This window comes from Pseudomonas sp. FP198, from assembly GCF_030687895.1.
In the GTDB taxonomy this organism is placed as follows: domain Bacteria; phylum Pseudomonadota; class Gammaproteobacteria; order Pseudomonadales; family Pseudomonadaceae; genus Aquipseudomonas.
The window spans coordinates 5717297-5733579 of record NZ_CP117452.1 but is presented as its reverse complement, the minus strand read 5'-3'; the positions used below and the strand labels follow the sequence as shown (position 1 = coordinate 5733579).

The 16283-nt window shown below is 58.6% G+C and carries 12 protein-coding genes and 1 pseudogene; all 13 read left to right on the top strand.

Translation table 11 applies throughout. The annotated features are described in order from the left end of the window. Positions 1-274: 274 nt before the first annotated feature. Positions 275-376: pseudogene (locus tag PSH78_RS25975) on the top strand (type VI secretion system ImpA family N-terminal domain-containing protein); the annotation flags it as partial. Between the two features lie 222 nt (positions 377-598). Beyond that, the gene (gene tssE / locus PSH78_RS25970; RefSeq protein ID WP_370871144.1) at positions 599-1024 is read left to right on the top strand and encodes a type VI secretion system baseplate subunit TssE; all 426 of its coding nucleotides are present in this window, start codon (positions 599-601) and stop codon (positions 1022-1024) included. 2 nt (positions 1025-1026) lie between these two features. Continuing rightward, a complete protein-coding gene (gene tssF, locus PSH78_RS25965) occupies positions 1027-2814 on the top strand; it encodes a type VI secretion system baseplate subunit TssF (RefSeq protein WP_305497668.1) in 1788 nt (595 codons plus the stop codon). Continuing rightward, positions 2778-3797, top strand: a complete 1020-nt coding sequence (gene tssG, locus PSH78_RS25960) for a type VI secretion system baseplate subunit TssG (RefSeq protein WP_305497667.1) — start codon at positions 2778-2780, stop codon at positions 3795-3797. The genes tssF and tssG overlap by 37 nt, the downstream gene beginning before the upstream one ends. After that, entirely contained in the window at positions 3794-6376 is a 2583-nt protein-coding gene (tssH, locus tag PSH78_RS25955) for a type VI secretion system ATPase TssH (protein ID WP_305497666.1), read from the top strand. The genes tssG and tssH overlap by 4 nt, the downstream gene beginning before the upstream one ends. A gap of 8 nt (positions 6377-6384) precedes the next feature. Continuing rightward, a complete protein-coding gene (locus tag PSH78_RS25950; protein ID WP_305501412.1) occupies positions 6385-7902 on the top strand; it encodes a sigma-54-dependent Fis family transcriptional regulator in 1518 nt (505 codons plus the stop codon). A 50-nt stretch (positions 7903-7952) separates the two neighbouring features. Next, complete coding sequence (locus PSH78_RS25945; RefSeq protein ID WP_305497665.1) at positions 7953-8093, top strand: type VI secretion protein; 141 nt, start codon at positions 7953-7955, stop codon at positions 8091-8093. A gap of 18 nt (positions 8094-8111) precedes the next feature. Then, entirely contained in the window at positions 8112-9299 is a 1188-nt protein-coding gene (gene tagH, locus PSH78_RS25940) for a type VI secretion system-associated FHA domain protein TagH (protein ID WP_305497664.1), read from the top strand. Between the two features lie 5 nt (positions 9300-9304). Continuing rightward, on the top strand, positions 9305-9820 hold the full coding sequence (gene tssJ / locus PSH78_RS25935; RefSeq protein ID WP_305497663.1) for a type VI secretion system lipoprotein TssJ: 516 nt from the start codon (positions 9305-9307) through the stop codon (positions 9818-9820). Continuing rightward, complete coding sequence (gene tssK, locus PSH78_RS25930) at positions 9807-11138, top strand: type VI secretion system baseplate subunit TssK (protein WP_305497662.1); 1332 nt, start codon at positions 9807-9809, stop codon at positions 11136-11138. Before tssJ ends, tssK begins: the two co-directional genes overlap by 14 nt. 5 nt (positions 11139-11143) lie before the next feature. Continuing rightward, complete coding sequence (icmH, locus tag PSH78_RS25925; RefSeq protein WP_305497661.1) at positions 11144-12010, top strand: type IVB secretion system protein IcmH/DotU; 867 nt, start codon at positions 11144-11146, stop codon at positions 12008-12010. A 14-nt stretch (positions 12011-12024) separates the two neighbouring features. Continuing rightward, positions 12025-15513, top strand: coding sequence for a type VI secretion system membrane subunit TssM (tssM, locus tag PSH78_RS25920; RefSeq protein ID WP_305497660.1), 3489 nt, complete (start codon positions 12025-12027; stop codon positions 15511-15513). After that, complete coding sequence (locus PSH78_RS25915; RefSeq protein WP_305497659.1) at positions 15513-16241, top strand: PP2C family serine/threonine-protein phosphatase; 729 nt, start codon at positions 15513-15515, stop codon at positions 16239-16241. The genes tssM and PSH78_RS25915 overlap by 1 nt, the downstream gene beginning before the upstream one ends. The last annotated feature ends 42 nt before the right edge of the window (positions 16242-16283 follow it).

The window sequence follows — 16283 nt, the reverse complement described above, 5'->3', positions numbered from 1 at the left end:
CAGAAATCCGCTCCGGCGACCTTGCTGGTTGTCATGAGGGCGCGTTGGGTAGGCGCAAGCGTGGGCGGCAGGTTGAGCAGCGTAGCCAACGGGTCGATCGACCCTGGATCGAATGCTGCAGCACGTACACCGGGAAGCGGGGCGCCGCCCAATTGGATTGCGCTACTGCTGAAAATGCCGCCATGGCCGATTACGATATGCTCGCCTCCGGCACTCAGGCTGGCTGAAGATCCTGGAAAAAAGTGAAGCCCTGCTGCGTACCCAGTCAAAAGATTTGCGAGTGGCCGCCTGGCTGACCTGGGCGTTGTACCAGCGTGAGTCCTTCCAAGGGTTGCTAGCCGGCCTCGGGCTTTTACGACATCTGTGTAAGAACCATTGGCTTGAGCTCCACCCGGTCAAGACCCGAACCCGTGCCGCCAGTTTTCATTGGTTGGTGCCTCGCCTGGAGCAGGCGTTAAGTGAAGATGTCGCGATAGGCAAGCAACTGCCGTTGTTCCGTCATCTGGCAGAACAACTTGAAGACCTTGATGCCGTCTTCACCACTCATCTCGGCGATGACGCGCCTCTGTTATTGCCGCTGTGCCGACGCCTCAAGGGCATGATCCAGCGTGTGACCAGTGGCCAGCCGCAGCCTGGATCTGTCGGGACGATGGTGGCTCAAGTAAAACAAGCCGCTACCCAACTGCTCGCTTCCGGTGCCCCGATCGAAAACGAAAGGGATGCCCACAAGGTGTTGCGGGCTCAGCAGGAAACCGCAGCCGATTACGGATTGCCCGACCTCAATGATATGCGGCTGAGTTTGCACGACGCCCGTGGTCAGGTCTGTCGTGCGATCCAGGCATCTATCGAGGCTTACGAGCCGCGTCTGAGGAATGTCTGTGTCGTTTCAGCGCCCAATGATGCCGACCAGCTCCGCCTGTCTTTTCGCATTGACGCCTTTCTGGAGGTGGAAGGCTTCAGGGGAGCGGTGAGTTTCTTCGCATGCCTGGACGGCAATGGCCAGATCAAGGTCATTCAAGGATAGATATGTCATTCAATCAGTACTACCAGAGCGAGTTGAGCGCGCTTCGCCAGTTGGGCCAGCGCTTTGCCGAGCGCAATCCTGCGCTGGCACCGTTCCTCGGCCAGGCTGGGCGCGACCCTGATGTTGAACGGTTGCTGGAGGGCGTCGCGTTCCTGACAGGGCGTTTGCGCCAGAAGCTCGATGACGAACTGCCGGAGTTGAGCCATTCGTTGATGCAACTGCTTTGGCCCAACTACATGAGGCCGCTACCGTCCTTCGGTATCTTGCAGTTTGATCCGCTACAACGGGCTGGCCCCGCATTGCAGGTCGAGCGCGATACGCCGGTGGAGAGCAAGCCGATCAAGGAGGTGATCTGTCGTTTTCGAACCTGTTACCCGACCGAGGTATTGGCGCTGGACCTGACTGGGCTCGGTTACTCGGTAAAGGGAAACGGCTCGTTATTGAGCCTGCGTCTGCAGATGACTTGCGATGGCCACCTGGGAGAATTACAGCTAAGCCGTTTGCGCCTGCATCTGACCGGCGAGCGTTATATCAGCCAGATGCTCTACCTCAATCTGATGCGCAACCTGGAACATGTCGAGCTGATCCCGTTGGGCGGTGACGGCGGTCCCGTAACCGCTGCGAATGGTGATCCCATGACGTTCAGGATCGCCGCCAGCCAAGTCCGGCCGGTGGGGTTCGCCGACGAGCACGCGCTGGTCCCTTATCCGTTGAATACCTTTCGCGGCTATCGCTACCTGCAAGAATATTTCGCGTTCCAGGAAAAATTCCTGTTCATCGACGTCAATGGCCTCGATGTACTCAACACGTTGCCGCAAGACATCCTGAAACAGATGCGAGGGCTGGACCTGCGTTTCGACATAGGCAAGAGCGGTAATCAGCGGTTACGTCCGACGCTGGATAACGTGAAGCTTTATTGCACGCCTATCGTCAATCTGTTCAAACACGACGCGCAGCCGATTCGCCTGGATGGGAAGCAGGATGAATACCTGCTCTTGCCGGCCCGATACGACCCTGAACACTGCGGCGTGTTTTCCGTCGAGAGCGTTACTGGCTGGAACCCCGGTGGGCTGGGTTACCAGGCCTACGTGCCTTTCGAATCCTTCGAACACGATTCCAGTTTCGACGTACCTGGCAATCGCGGTTATTACAGCGTTCGCCAACGGCCTTCGTTGCTTCACGGTGGCTTTGACACTTGCCTGGGATTCGGCGTCCGGCCCAGTCCGACCCACGAGACGCTGTCGATCGAGTTGATGTGTACCAATCGGAACCTGCCGCGCCAGCTCAATCCGGGTGATATCAATCAACCGGGCGACAAGAGCCCGGCGTCGCTTGGTTTCCGCAACATCGGTCCGGTTACGCCGAGTTACGCGCCTCCGTTGGATCGTGACTTCCTCTGGAAGCTCATCAGCAACATGTCGCTCAACTACCTGTCGCTGGTGGACGTCAATGCGCTGAAGGTAATACTCGAAACCTACGACTTTCCGCGTTACCACGACGAACAGACCGAAAAGGTCAGCAAGCTTCTGCTGAGCGGCCTGAAGGCGATTGAACACCACCATGTTGATCGACTGCATCACGGCTTGCCCGTTCGCGGCATATGTACAGAGCTGACGATCGATCCTCAGGGCTATATCGGCGAAGGTGATTTGTACGTCTTCGCGTCCGTCCTCAACGAGTTTTTCGCGCTCTACGCCAGCCTCAACTCGTATCACCAGTTGCGGGTAAACAGTACGCAGGGAGAGGTGTACCAATGGACACCCCGTATGGGCCAGCAGCCGCTTCTATGAACGCGCTGACGAGAGGTATACGCGAGTATTCGTTGTTCCAGGCGATCTTACTGGTGATCGAGCGGCTGCGCGGCGCCCATCCCGGGCTGGATGACGAAGCACTGTATGACCAGTTGGAGTTCCAGGCCAATCCGAGCCTGGGGTTTCCGGCCAGTGATATCGAGCGCGTGGAATTTTTCCAGGAGCATGGGCAGGTGCGGGCTCGCCTGAGTATCAACCTGATCGGCCTGGTGGGAACAGGATCACCGGTACCGGCGTTTTATGGCGAGCAGGCGTTGGGAGACGGCGATGGCAATCCGACTCGCCAGTTCCTCGACGTGTTCCACCATCGCCTCCAGCGGTTGATGCTGCCGATATGGCGCAAATATCGTTACTACCAGAGTTTCCAGACTGGTGCTCGGGACCCGTTTTCGGAGCAACTGTTCGCGCTGATCGGTCTGGGAGGCGAAGAAATTCGCAAGGCTACTCAACTGAACTGGAAACGCCTGCTGCCCTACCTGGGCCTGTTGAGTCTCCGAGCCCATTCGGCCGCCTTGATCGAAGCGGTGTTGCGTTATTACTTCAAGCACGCCGAGCTAAGCCTGGAACAGTGCGTAGAGCGCCGGGTCGAGATTCTCGCCGAGCAGCGCAATCGACTTGGAGGCGCCAATAGCCTGTTGAGCGAAGACCTTGTGCTGGGCGAACGGGTTCGTGATCGCAACGGCAAGTTCCGGATCCATATTCGCGAACTGGACTGGCAACGTCTGCACGAATTTCTGCCAATCGGTGTTGGCTACCAGCCTCTTTGCACACTGGTGCGCTTCACCCTGCGTGATCCCCTCGAATATGACATTCGCCTGGTCTTGCGCCAGCAGGAAATACATGAGCTGCGTATCGGAGAGCAGAACACTTGCCGCCTGGGATGGACCAGTTGGCTTGGGCTTGAACACGCCGACGGCGTGGTGTCCCTCGGCAGCAGCATTCATCAGGAACGAGTGAAATGATCAATGTGGATCTTCAGCAACTTATCCAAGCGCTGGACGCAGATACCCGGGGCGATCTGGAGCGCTCGGCGCAGCGATGTGCGGATCGTGGCGCAGACAGGATTCTGGTGGATGATTTGTTGCTGGGCCTGCTGGAACGTAGCCAGAGCTTGCTTGTACGTGCCTTGCGGGATGTCGGAATAAGTCCAGGCCAGTTGAGCGCGGTTCTTCAACCTCGGGCTGAACACGGCGCTTCACGTAATCCGGTATTTGCCCCTGAGCTGGTGCAATGGCTGCAGGATGCATTGTTGGTGGCGAATCTCGAGCTAGGTCAAGGCAGCGTCACCGAGGCCGCGTTGATCCTGGCCATGTTACGCAACCCCATTCGTCATGCCGGCACTCGGTACCAGCCGTTGCTCGCCCGGTTGAGCATCGAGCGGCTGATGGATTTCACCCTGTCCCTACAGGCCCAGACGAAAGACAGCCCACCGTCCCTGCCTGGCGATTCGTTACTCGAGCGCTTCACTCATAACCTGACCCGGCAGGCTCGTGACGGCAAGCTTGATCCGGTGCTATGCCGGGACGGCGAAATCCGGCAGATGGTCGATATCCTTTCGCGCCGCCGCAAGAACAATCCGATCGTTGTCGGTGAAGCCGGGGTCGGCAAGACTGCCATCGTCGAGGGGCTGGCGTTGCGCATCGCCGCAGGGGAAGTGCCGTCAGAGCTTGAAGGGGTGCAGATCCTTTCGCTGGACATGGGGCTACTGCAGGCCGGAGCCAGCATCAAAGGGGAATTCGAACGTCGCCTCAAAGGGGTGATCGACGGCGTAAAGTCTTCATCCACTCCCATTATTCTGTTCATTGACGAGGCCCATGCATTGGTCGGCGCAGGTGGGAGCGCTGGCGGTTCAGACGCGGCCAACCTGCTCAAGCCGGCGCTGGCCCGAGGTGAATTGCGCACAATCGCGGCCACGACATGGGCCGAGTACAAGAAATACTTCGAAAACGACGCGGCCCTCGCACGTCGTTTCCAGCCGGTGCAACTACACGAGCCGACCGTCAGTGATGCGGTGACAATCCTGCGTGGGTTGGCCCGGGTTTATGAGCAGAGTCATGGCATCTATCTGCGTGATGATGCGGTGGTCGCCGCGGCGCGGTTGTCAGCTCGCTATCTGGCCGGTCGTCAATTGCCGGACAAGGCCGTCGATGTGCTGGATACCGCCTGTGCTCGGGTGCGTATCAGCCTGGCTGCAGCGCCGCGAAGCCTTGAGCGCCTGCGTGGAGAACTGGCCGAAGGCGAGCGACAACGTCAGGCCTTGTGTCGTGATGCACAGGCCGGGTTGCCGATCGATCACCAGGCATTGGCGACGCTTGAGGTGAACCTGGAAGCTGTTGAAGAAAAGCGCCAGGTTCTGGAGTCTCGTTGGATCGAGCAACGAGTGCTTGCCGAACGCCTGTTAACACTACGCCAGCAATTGGTCGGGGCGCGGGAGGATGGGTCGCAGGTCATGGAGGTCGAGACGCTGGAAGCGGCGTTAGACGAAACCCACCATGCGCTGCTAATCGCCCAGGCCGATGAGCGCCTGGTCAGCTTTGAAGTGTGTCCACGCCTGGTAGCTGAAGTAATCAACGCATGGACTGGCGTGCCGTTGTCGCAGCTGGCATGCGAGCACAGCAGCAGGATCACCCGTTTCGCGGATGACTTGCGCGCGCGCATCAAGGGGCAGGAACCAGCCGTGCAGGCCCTTGATCGCGCGATGCGGGCGGCCGCGGCTGGCTTGAACAAAGTCGATGCTCCTGCGGGTGTGTTTTTGCTGGTGGGCCCGAGCGGTGTCGGCAAGACCGAAACGGCGTTGGCCCTGGCGGATTTGCTATACGGCGGAGACCGTTTTATCACGACGCTCAACATGGGCGAGTTCCAGGAGAAACATACCGTTTCCCGACTGATCGGCGCGCCACCGGGTTATGTCGGGTTCGGCGAGGGCGGCATGCTCACCGAAGCCGTCAGGCATAAGCCCTATTCTGTTGTGTTGCTCGACGAGGTTGAGAAAGCTGATCCGGATGTGCTGAATCTGTTCTATCAGATTTTCGACAAGGGCCTGGCCAATGACGGCGAAGGACGCGAGATCGATTTTCGCAACACGCTGATTCTGATGACGTCGAACCTGGGCAGTGAATGCATCAGTCAATTGTGCCAAAACAACGCGCGGCCAAGCGCCGAACACCTCGAAGAAGCTATCCGTCCATTGCTCAGTCAGCATTTCAAACCTGCACTATTGGCGCGGATGTGCGTGGTGCCGTACTTCCCGGTAAGTGGTGCGGTGTTGCGTGAGCTTGTGGAGATAAAAATGGCTCGCTTGGGCGAGCGGCTGAAACGTCGTCAGTTGGGATTCACTTATTGCGCGCAGCTTGTGGACCAGTTGGTCGAGCGTTGTGACCGCAGCGACAGCGGCGCGCGGCTTATCGATCACTTGCTCGATCTTCATCTGATGCCGCGATTGGCCGACCGCTTGCTCACGGCGATGGCTAACAATGAACAGCTGCGGCATGTACACGCCACGCTTGATGATCAAGCCAGCGTAGTGTGCGAGTTCACTTGATGAGCGCAATGTTCACGCTGGTACCGCAGCCGCTGGCTTATGCAGAAGCCCTTTTGGCCGAGTTTTCAACCCTGTCGCGATCTGGTGACGACGTGTCACTGCTCGGGGATTTCATCAGGGGCATCGCACGGCTCAGTACGTGTGAGGTGGCGCAACTATACCTTCTGGATACCACGCACGCCCGGTTGGAAATGTACGCCGAATGTCTCGAAGAGCAGCTGCAATTTCCTGATCGGGCAAGCGTGTCCTGCGACTATAACGATGAACAACTGTTGCAGTACGTCCTGCGCCAGAATCGTGTGGTATGCCTGGGCGCGTTGAGTGACAGCTTGCACGATACGCGGTTCTTGCCGGTTCGTGCCGCGCCTTGGCAATCACTGCTCTGCGTGCCGCTTGTCGACATGCAAGGCGCCACCGCCGGACTGTTGCTCTGCGCCAGCGTCAAGCATCTCGACTTGAAGGGGTTCGCTGAGTCCTTCGGGCATCTGGGGATGTTTGCGCTCAGGCAGATACACCTGCTGCAGTGCAGGCAACTTCCTGCCGACGGCCTCCGGCAAGTTACGATTACTCTGCCAAGTGCCAACCGCTATGGTTTGATCGGCAAGAGCGACGCGATGCGTCAGACCTGCCTATTGGTCAGCAAGGTAATCAACAGCCCATACACCGTGCTGTTGTGTGGCGAGACCGGGACTGGCAAGGAAGTGGTTGCCCAGGCCCTTCATGATCATGGCCCGCGCCGCACGGAGGCATTCATTGTCCAGAACTGTGCCGCGGTTCCCGAGCATTTGCTGGAAAGCGAGTTGTTCGGTTATCGCAAGGGGGCTTTCACGGGTGCCGATCGGGATCGCCCCGGGCTGTTCGATGCGGCTGACAGAGGCACGTTGTTGCTCGATGAAATCGGTGACATGCCGTTGTCTCTCCAGTCCAAGCTGCTACGGGTATTGCAGGAAGGCGAGATTCGTCCGCTGGGGTCCAACCATACCCACAAGATCGATGTGCGCATCATCGCCGCTACCCATCGGGACCTGAAGCAGTTGATGAACGAGGGCAAGTTTCGCGAAGACTTGTATTACCGCCTCGCACAGTTTCCGATCCAGTTGCCCGCGCTACGTCAGCGCGGCCCCGACATCATTGAACTGGCGCGACACTTCACTGACAAGGCCTGCGCACTCCTGCAACGAGACGTTCCGCGCTGGTCCGACGCAGCGCTGGTTCACCTGGCGGCCTATGATTTTCCAGGCAACGTACGCGAGCTCAAAGGCATCGTGGAAAGAGCCGTACTGCTGTGCGATGGCGCCGAACTGCTGGAAGAGCATTTTTCCCTGCACATCAAGGATCTGTCCGAAGAGGGCCGCGTTAGCCTGCGTGAACGGATGGAGCAAATCGAGCGCAGCCTGGTAATTGATTGCCTGCGCAAGAACCTCGGTAACCAGACGCTCACTGCCTGTGAGCTCGGCTTGCCCCGTCGGACACTGATCTATCGGATGCACCGGCTGAAAATCAGCCGTCGGGATGTTGAAGCATGAATCCCACTCCCTCATTGGCTCCCATCTATTCAAGTCTCCGGAGGCTCTGGATGCCTGTTCGTGCCTGTCAGACCGTTCTGCTTGTTTTCATCGTGTTGTTCGGCCTTGGCGCCTGCAGCGGCAATTATAAATTCGACGATAAAGATTATCGCCCGTTAGGTGATCCGCAAGCGGTCAGTCGTGGCCAGTGAACACAAGGAGCGTTGTCGATGGAACTCGTTTTAGAAATGCTCACTGCCAGGCAGTTCATCACCCCGGATCTCTGCCGGAAGATCTTCGGGCCGGCCGGCGGTGTGATTGGGCGAGGGGATGATTGCGACTGGACCATTCCGGACTGCGAGCGCCTCCTGTCCAAGCGTCACGCACGGGTGAGTTTCGAGGAGGGCATGTTTTTTCTGACCGATACCAGCGGCAACGGCATATCCAACCGTAAAAGCGGCATGCGATTACCCAAGGGGCAGCCGGTGCACATCGAGGATGGGGATGTGTATGTGATGGGCGACTGCACTGTCCAGGCGCGGCTGGTAGAGAGGGCGGCAAGCCGCGTTGCAGACCCCTGCCGTTCGGTACCGGTCGAAGGCTTCATACCGGACGACGCGTTTTTCAATCTTGATCCGCTGAAAACCCTGGATCAACAGGAACGGGCTTGCTGTGGGATTGATGAGCTGATCAACCCCGGTGCGGCGGCCACGTTCGGGTCCAGTTGCCCGGACCATGGACGTGTGGATACGGAGAGCCTTCTGCTTCCTGAACTGGTCGAAGCACCGGGCGAACCCGAGCTACACCTGTCGCCAGAACCCGCTGCGCTGGTAAGCCAGGATTTCTGGAAACGCTTCGGCGTTGCGCTGGGGATGGAACTCGACAATCTGGACAACGAAGGCCGGGAGGCCCTGGCGATTGATGTTGCTCGGTTGTTCCAGCAAAGCATTCAAGGGCTGCAACAGAGCGTGCGAACCCGTAGGGAGTTGAAAAGCGAATTGCGCCTGGCGCCGACGCAGGTTCAACGCGACCGGAAAAACCCATTGAAGTACACCGATGACGCCTTGCAGATGTTGTTGCAGCCGAGATCGCCAGGGATGTTGTCGGCGACCGATGCCATCGCTAGCGCATTCAGCGATCTTCAGGCTCATCAAGTGGCCTTGCTTGCCGCCAGTCGCGCCACCTTGCGCGCAACGCTGGAACATTTTTCACCTCGGCAATTGATCCTTCGACTGGAACGAGAGCAGCGACTGTTGATCAGCACACCTGGTCGCTACTGGCGAGCATATGGTCGTTATCACCAGGCGCTTTGCCTGGACGACGACTGGACCGAGCGACTGCTGGCCCGGGATTTCGCCAAGGCTTATGAGGAGCAGGTTCGCCTGATTTCCACCCTGCAAAACGACTCTCATGGATGACGTACATGTCTCGCAGCACCATGCCTTTATTCAAGCCTTTGATGTTGGCGTTCGTAACCTCGACGCTCATGACCGGCTGCGCCTCGCTGTCACCGTTTTCGACGATGACCAAGCTCAACCTCACCCTGATCGCCGGCAATCAGCTCAACCCGGATCTCAACGGACGGCCATCTCCCGTGGTGGTGCGCTTGCTTGAGCTCAAGCATCCAGTGGCTTTTGAGAACGCGGACTTCTTCAGCCTCTACGAGCGTGCCAGGGAAACCCTTTCACCTGACCTGATCGCCAGTGAAGAGCTGGAGTTGCGTCCCGGCGAAACCGTCAGGCTCCGGCTCGACATTGCAGGGGGCGGTCGTTATGTCGGCATACTCGCGGCATACCGTGATCTGCCGCAAGCAAAGTGGCGCTACACGCTGCCAATCATTGCAGGGCGAGTGACTGAAGCGAGCCTGACGCTTGATCAGGATGGGATCGCCACTCGTCTTGGAAAGCCGGCAGGGTGGGTGATCGATGAATCACGATAAAGTCATCTGGCAGGAAGGCATGCTGCTACGGCCGCAGCATCTGCAGCACAACGACCGCTATTTCGATCACCAGTTGAAGGTCCGCACGCGGCTATTGAGCGGCTACACCTGGGGCTTCCTCGCGCTGGAAATCGATGCGCAGTTCCTCAACATGGGACGACTGGTTGTCAACAGAGCCTCCGGTGTCCTCCCGGACGGTAGCTTGTTCGAGCTGGACGGCAGCGCTGAACCGCTCGTCCTGGAAGTCCCGTCCAATATCTGCAATACGCCGATCTACCTCGCGCTGCCACTCGTAACGGGCAATCACATCGAGTCTCGTCGTCCGGAGCAGTCGGATGTGCTGGCGCGCTACATCACCTATGACGCACAAGTGTCTGATTCAAACGCTGCGGATTCCTCCAGCAGCCAGATCAGCTGTGGCCGCCTGGATTTTCGTCTTCTGCTGGGTGAGCAGCAGGGTGATCAGGTTTTTGTGAAACTGAAACTCTGTGAAGTGCTGGATACCACGCCCGACGGTGCGATCACGCTCGATTCGGATTTCGTGCCTACGTTTATCCAGGTCAAGTCGTCCGCTTACCTGTTGTCGTGTCTCAAGGAAGTGATCGGCATGCTGGGCCACCGGGGCGAGAGCCTCGCCGAGCGAATTCGATCCTACGGAAAGTCGGGCGGGGCACAAGTCGGCGATTTCATGATGTTGCAGTTGATCAACCGCACCGAGCTGTTGCTGCGGCATCAGCTGGAACTGGAGCTGGCTCAACCCGAAACGCTTTACCGGATGCTGTTGGCCCTGCTGGGGGAGTTGGCGACATTTTCCACTGACAGCAAGCGACCGCCCCTCGACAATCGGTATCAGCACAGCAACCAGGGCGAGTGCTTCCGAAGCCTGATGCAGGCAATCCGTCAAGTACTCTCGATGGTACTTGAGCAGCACGCCATCGAACTGCAATTGCAGGCTCGCCAGTACGGCATCCTTGTTTCTCAAGTGAACGATCTTTCGCTGTTGGACTCGGCCTCATTTGTATTGGCCGCGAGCGCCGACTGTGACGGTGAAGAGCTGCGCCGTCGCTTGCCATCGCATCTGAAGATCGGTTCGGTCGAGCAGATTCGCCAATTGGTCAATCTGCATCTGCCGGGCATCAGGATCAGGCCGCTACCCGTGGTGCCGCGGCAGATTGCGTTCCATGCCAACAAAGCCTATTTCATCCTCGAACCCAGCGCTGAAGATTTAGCTCAAGTGAAGCGCTCAGCTGGCTTTGCCTTCCATGTGTCTGGAGAGTTTTCCGAGCTTGAACTGAATTTTTGGGCGATCAGGAACTGACCGAAATGGATATGGAAAGTCCTCAGGACGAAACAACCGTTCTGCTCGATGCTGAGGGGAAGCGTCCGGCCTCGGGTCCTTTGACCGATGCCGTGACGCCGTCGCCGCGTGTAGAACATCTGCACGAGCGGATGATCTATGCCGCTCGTCAACCGCATTCGCAAATGTTCGTTGCCAGCCTCAATCCGTTGGTGACGGCAGCGTCCGGGCTGTTATCCCAGGTGGTGCTGCTCAGGCAGGGCCGCGATCGCGGGGATCTGAACATGCTCAAACAGGAGCTGGCCCTCGACTTGAAAGATTTCGAAGCCCATGCATTGAGGTTGAACGTGGTGGAAAGCCAGCTGATCGCCGCCCGCTATGTGTTATGCACGGTGCTCGATGAAGCGGTGGTGGCTGCGCCTGGGGGGCAGGGAAGCAACTGGTCACAAATCAGCCTGCTGAGCAGTTTTCACAACGAGACTTTCGGCGGCGAAAAAGTTTTCCAGTTGCTTGATCGCTTATCGAAAGACCCCGTAAAGCATTTGCATATGCTTGAACTCTCATACCTGTGCCTGTCCCTGGGCTTTGAAGGCAAATATGGAATGCATGCCCGTGGCGGATTTGAGCTCGAAGGCGTGCGCGATGCTCTCTACCGGGCGATCCGGCACGTTCGCGGCGACCCCCCTCGGCAGTTTTCCCATGTTGGGGACGGTTTTGTTGCTCCTCGCCGCGCCCCGATGCGCATTGTCCCCGCCTGGATGGTGATGGTCTTCGCACTGGTCAGTCTGGGAGCGATGTATTCGGGCTTCGCCTGGGTCCTGCAGGAGCAACGCCAAAGCGCATTGCAACCCTATCAATTGCCAGAGCCGGTTATCGCTCAGCCGCTGCCGTAGAACAGGGACGTATCATGAAATCGCTTTTCAGGAAAATGGGCGCCTGGTGGCGTCGGACTTGGGTCTGGACGCTGTCCTGGGTGCTTTTTATCGGATTGCTGGTGTGGTTTGTCGGACCGTTGCTGGCTGTTGCCGATTACAAGTTCTGGGCGAGCCCGACGGCACGTCTGCTGACGATCAGCGTGATGTTTCTGGCGTGGGGACTGGGCATGGTTTTCTACTCTGAGCGCGTCTCGGAAAGCGAGAAGAAAACCGACGCCAATTCGCCACGTACTTGCAGTCGGACCAGGATCGACGATCAGCGCCGCGAGCTACGCTCGCGCTTCAAGAAGGCGTTGGAAACGTTAAAGACCTCAAGCCTGTATTCCGGCTACGGCAAGTACTGGCGTGATGATTTACCCTGGTATTTGGTGATGGGCCCTGCTGCCAGCGGAAAGACCAGCCTGCTGGCCTGCTCGGGTCTCGAATTTGCGTTCGACAGGTTTGAGCGTAATCCCTCGGAAGACGCTTGCGGTACACAACATTGCGATTGGTATTTTGCCCAACAGGCTGTGCTGGTCGATACGCCGGGACGCTACTTGACCCAGGCGGATCCAGATGTCGATGCTGATGCCTGGAGCGGGTTGCTCGAATGGCTGCGCAAGCGTCGCCGTCATTGTCCATTGAATGGCGTGCTGTTGACGGTGCCTGTCGAGGTGCTGCTGGGAAGCGAGGATGAGGTTACCCGGCTTGCCAGTCATATCCGGGCCCGTCTGCAGGATATCCAGCGCCAACTGCGCGCCGACTTGCCGGTCTACCTCGTGCTGAGCAAGGCGGACTACGTGCCTGGCTTTAACGAATTCTTCGACTCGATGACCCGGGAGGAGAGCGACCAGGTGCTGGGCGCCAGTTTTGGTCGGGGCCCGCACGGTAACGATGTGACCGTGTCGCGAACCGAATTCGAGTCGCTACTGCACAGGCTCAACAGTCAGTTGCTCACGCGTCTGCATCAGGAGCGAGATGCGGGACGTCGTGGTCTCATCCTGGATTTTCCCCAGCAACTGGCGCAGATGGGCGCACATCTCTGTCTGCTGCTCGAGCAAGTCTCCAGTGGCAAGGCCTCGCCAATTCGGGGCTTTTACTTGACCTGCGCCTTGCGGCCTGGCGCTGCGGCTGCGAGCCCCGGCGATGCGAGCCCTGGCACTCGCCGCGAGCTTTCGCGGTCCTCTCGCGAAGGTATCAACTCCCGATTTATCCACCACTTGCTGACGCGGGTCATTTTTCCCGAAGCCGATCTGGCCCGCTTGGGGCGGAGCGAACATAGGCGTATCCGTTGGAACCAGCGTATGGTTTATTTCGCAGCAATGGCGCCCGTTGGATTGTTCGGGCTGCTGTGGGCACAGGGTTTTTCGGCCAACCACGAACGTCTGGAACATTTGTGGATGTTGGGCCAGCGTTGGGAACAACTGCGCCTGGCGCCGGTGGCCAGCGACGACTCGATTGCGCTGCTCGACTCGCTTGATGTCCGCTTCGATGCCACTCAGGTCTTTGCGCCGGAAAAAGCGGTGCCACTGCATGAACGCATTCGTTTATATCAGGGGGATGCAACCAGCCCCGTGGTGGTTGGCGCCTATGAACACGAATTGCAATCGCAACTCCTGCCTCGGGTTGCGAAAATGCTTGAGGAGCATATTCAGGGCAACCTGGGCGACCGTGAACGTTTGCTCAACAGTCTGCGCGCGTATTTGATGCTGGCCAGGCCCGAGCGACGCGAAGCGGCATGGCTCAAGGATCGGCTTGCCCGCGATTGGTCGCTGCGTTATCCCGGCAATCCAGCGTTACAGAACGGCTTGAATACTCACTTCGAGCGTCTATTGGACCTGCCGCTCGCCTATGAAGTGGACGAGTCATTGGTGGCCCAGGCGCGGAAAATCCTGCGCGGTGAGTCCCTGGCGGACGTCGTTTACCGAATGCTTCGCGAGCAGGCCAACCCGCTGCCGCCATACAGTCTCAGCCAACATCTGGGCCCGCAGGGTGCGTTGCTGGTCGGCACTGACCAGATCATTCCGGGCTTCTATACCCGTCAAGGTTATGAGCAGTACTTTTCAGTCCAAGGCACGACGCTGATTACCGGACTGCTACAGGACAATTGGGTGCTGGGCGAAGGTGCGAATCCCAGCGGCATGGACATGCGTCGTCTCATGAGCGAACTGGAGCAATTGTACTTTCGTGACTATGCCGAACGCTGGAGCGAGGCGATCGGGCGGGTCAGCTTGCGAAGGGCTGATAGCACCAGTGAAGCCGCCGGGCAATTGGCAGAGCTGACGTCGGCGTATTCGCCTCTGGTGCAATTGCTGGTGCAGGTGCGTGAGCACACGCGCATCCAAGGCATTGCCGAACGTATGGATGAAGCGACGCAAACGACCGGGAACAGCAGCAGTACCGTTTTGCATACGGTCGCCCTCGCTGGCAAAGCCGCCACCTCCGTGGCAGCGAGGCTGCCGGAAGTCGGGCAGAAATCCTTACAACGGCGTTTTGAGCCACTGCACCGTCTGCTGGACGCTGAAGGTGGCCCCGCAGGCGACCTGACCCTGGCGTTGCGCGCTCTTGATGACGTCGACTCGCAGTTGGCCACTCTGACCCGCGCGAGTGCACCGGAGCAGGCCGCCTTCGAATTGGCGAGACATCGCATGGGTGTTCAGCAAGATGCGCTGAGCAATTTGCGTAGCGCGTCGACACGCTTGCCGCGCCCGCTCAGTGGATGGCTCAACGGGCTTGCAGAAGATAGCTGGCGCCTGGTGCTCGATGATTCATATCGATACCTGAACCAGCGCTACCAGAGCGAGCTCTACACGTTCTACGCAAAGGCAATCAACAAGCGGTATCCGTTCAATGCCCACAGCGCCAGCGATGTCGCGATCAATGACTTCCGGGAGTTTTTCAAAGACCAAGGCATTGTCGATCGGTTCTTCGAGCGTTACATGCGGCCGTTCGTCAGTGGTCATTCGGGGCACTACCGTCTGCGCAGTGTCGATGGCCAGAGCCTGCCCATGTCCAGGGCCTATCTGGAGCAAATGGCAACGACACATACCATTCGCCAAAGCTTCTTTGCGGAAGATCCTGTCGAGCCTAAAGTCCAATTCAAGCTCGAACCCTACACGCTCGACCCGGCGGTCAGCCGATCCGAATTACGCCTGGGCGACCAGACGCTGGAGTACCGGCATGGGCCGATACAGCCTGTCGCTTTCACCTGGCCAATCGAGGCGCAGGATGGTCGAGCGGCCTTGGTACTGGACAGGATTGTCGGCGGGCAGGGGGTTGGCATCGAGAAGAGCACCGGGCCCTGGTCGCTGTTTCGTTTATTCGACTTGATGCAGATGGAATACCTGGTCGGTCGCGATGTGCGTGTGCTCAAGGCTGATCTCGGTGGTCTGCGGGCCAACTATCTATTGATGAGCCAGCGCACGCCGAACCCTTTCGACATGAGCACCTTGCGTACCTTCCGGATGCCGGTACAGCTCTGATGCTTCACTTCGGCAGGTGGCGCAGCGCTGCGCGTACCGATCCCGGCAAGGTTCGCTCGCGTAACGAGGATGCCTACCTGGAGTGTCCAGAGCAGGGAATCTGGGCCGTTGCCGACGGAATGGGCGGCCATTCGGGTGGCGATATGGCCAGCCAACTGGTAGTTGCCAACCTCGCGGAGCTGCCCATTCATCGAGATATCGATGAGCGTTCGAGGGCGGTGCGCCAGTGCCTGCGCTGGACCAACCGAAGACTGAGTCAGGAATTGACAGTTACTGCTGAAAATCCGCTCGGCATCATGGGAAGCACCGTCGTGGTGCTGTTACTGGAAGGCAATCGTGCCGCTTGTATCTGGGCTGGCGACAGCCGCTGCTACCTATGGCGTGATCGGCAACTGTATCAATTGTCCAAGGATCATTCCCTGCGCCAGCAACTGATCGACGAGCATCAGGCCAGTCTCGAGGAGGCAGATGCTCACCCCGCGGCGAAAGCTCTGACCCGCGCAGTAGGCGCCTCGCACGAACTGACGCTGGGAATCCTGGAGTTGGACGTTCATTACGGTGATACGTTTTTGTTGTGCAGCGACGGTTTGTATCAGGACCTCGGTGGAAAAGCGCTCGGTGATGCGATGAGCCTGGCTTCCCCGAGCAGAGCATTGGAACATCTTTTCGCAGGAGCTTTGAGCGGTCGGGCGAGGGACAACCTGACGGCGGTGGTGATACGTAGGTGAACGGTCCCGCCACAACTTCAGGTGCCCCAGACGGCGATGAGG